The organism is Nitratidesulfovibrio oxamicus (genome assembly GCF_015731765.1).
Lineage (GTDB): Bacteria > Desulfobacterota > Desulfovibrionia > Desulfovibrionales > Desulfovibrionaceae > Cupidesulfovibrio > Cupidesulfovibrio oxamicus.
This window is the reverse complement of sequence record NZ_VRYY01000546.1, coordinates 1-1402: the sequence shown is the minus strand read 5'-3', so window position 1 is coordinate 1402 and position 1402 is coordinate 1. Positions and strand designations below refer to the sequence as shown.

Annotated in this window: 3 protein-coding genes; all 3 read right to left on the bottom strand. The window is 69.4% G+C overall.

All coding sequences use genetic code 11. The features are described 5' to 3' along the window. The coding region (locus FVW20_RS15215) for a hydantoinase/oxoprolinase N-terminal domain-containing protein (protein ID WP_307831580.1) at positions 1–264 on the bottom strand (264 nt) is incomplete at its 3' end. A gap of 124 nt (positions 265–388) precedes the next feature. Beyond that, positions 389–751 carry a tRNA-binding protein gene (locus tag FVW20_RS15210; protein ID WP_196610266.1) on the bottom strand — a complete coding sequence of 121 codons (363 nt, stop codon included), beginning with the start codon at positions 749–751 and terminating at the stop codon, positions 389–391. 290 nt (positions 752–1041) lie between these two features. Then, positions 1042–1402: class I SAM-dependent methyltransferase (locus FVW20_RS15205; RefSeq protein ID WP_196610265.1), on the bottom strand; the 361-nt coding region annotated here is incomplete at its 5' end.

Genomic DNA, 1402 nt, shown 5'->3' with positions numbered 1-1402 from the left:
CGCGGCGGCCATGGCCCCGGCCATGCCCCGGCCAAGGTCGTGGTGGGTGGTGGGCCGCTTGGCCGATGCCACCACCCGGCGGGTGGCGGCGTCCACCAGCACGGCGTCGGTGCAGGTGCCGCCGGTGTCCACGCCCATGACGTAGCGCACGTGACGGGTGGCCGGTGAGGTTTGCCCGGGCTGATCAGGTTGCTCGAGCGGCTCGAGCGGATCAATCGGATCGGGGGCGTTGCTGGCGGCGGCGGTGTCGGCTTGGCTGGTCATGGAAAAACCTTGCAATGCGCGGGAAAGATGTCGGAAATCCGTCGGGTTGGAGACAGCCTTCCACTGAGAAGGTTCAACAGCGCCAACGGGCGAAGGGACAAACCTGAGTCCGGGCAGGCGCGTTTCAGGCGAGCTTCAAGCCATTGTCCACGGGCCGCTCCGGCACGGCCAGCACCACGCTGCCGTCCGCCTGCGCAAAGCCGGTGACCAGGAATTCCGAGCGAAACGGCCCGATCTGCCGGGGCGGAAAGTTCACCACGCCGATGATCTGGCGGCCCAGCAGGTCGTCCGCCCCGTACAGGTGGGTGATGCGCGCGCTGGACTTCAGCACGCCGATGCCCGGCCCGAAGTCGGCCCACACCTTCCACGCGGGGCTGCGGGCCTCGGGAAACGGTTCCACCTGCACGATGGTGCCGGTGCGCAGTTCCACCTTCTCGAAGTCGTCCCAGGTGATGGCGGGCAGGCCGGAAGCGGCGGGGGTGGTCATGTGCGGTTCTCCCGTTATGCGTAGTGATGCGTCGTGAAGCGTGGCGTCTGCGGCATGCCGGCCGTGTGCGGGCCAAGATGTCGACCGTATGCCGACCGTGTGCCCACCGGACGCGCAAGTTGCGGCGCGTGGCGGTGCGGGCGGGATCATTCCGCGCGGGTGGCGGCGAACAGCATCCCTTCGGTGACGGACGAACTGCGGTAGCCGGTGCGGCCCAGGCAGGCCGCATCGTGAAATCCCGCCTCGCGGAGCATGGCCAGGAACTCCGTTCCCGGTACGGCGCCGCCCTGTCAGCGGAACCAACTGGACACCACGTCCGCGCCCTGCGGGGCGGGGCCGTCCAGTATCTGGTCGGCAAGGCGCAGGCGGCCACCGGGCCGCAGCACCCTGTGGATTTCGCGCAATGCGGCGGGCTTGTCCACTATCAGGCTGAATACTCCGTTGGAAATGACCACGTCGAAGCTGCCGGAGGCAAAGGGCAGGCGTTCCGCCCCGGTTTCCACGAAGCGGACGGGTGCGAACCGGGCCGGGGCGTGCCGGGCCGGAATGGGCCCCATGGGGGGCGCGGCTGCGTCCGTGGCGGCATTCATGGCAGCCAGATTGGCGCGGGCGCGGTCCAGCATGTGCGGGCTGGCGTCAGCCCCGGTCACC

Excerpts from the sequence above, each read along its gene's own strand:
- FVW20_RS15210 (WP_196610266.1), bottom strand. The coding sequence starts at position 751 with ATGACCACCCCCGCCGCTTCCGGCCTGCCCGCCATCACCTGGGACGAC.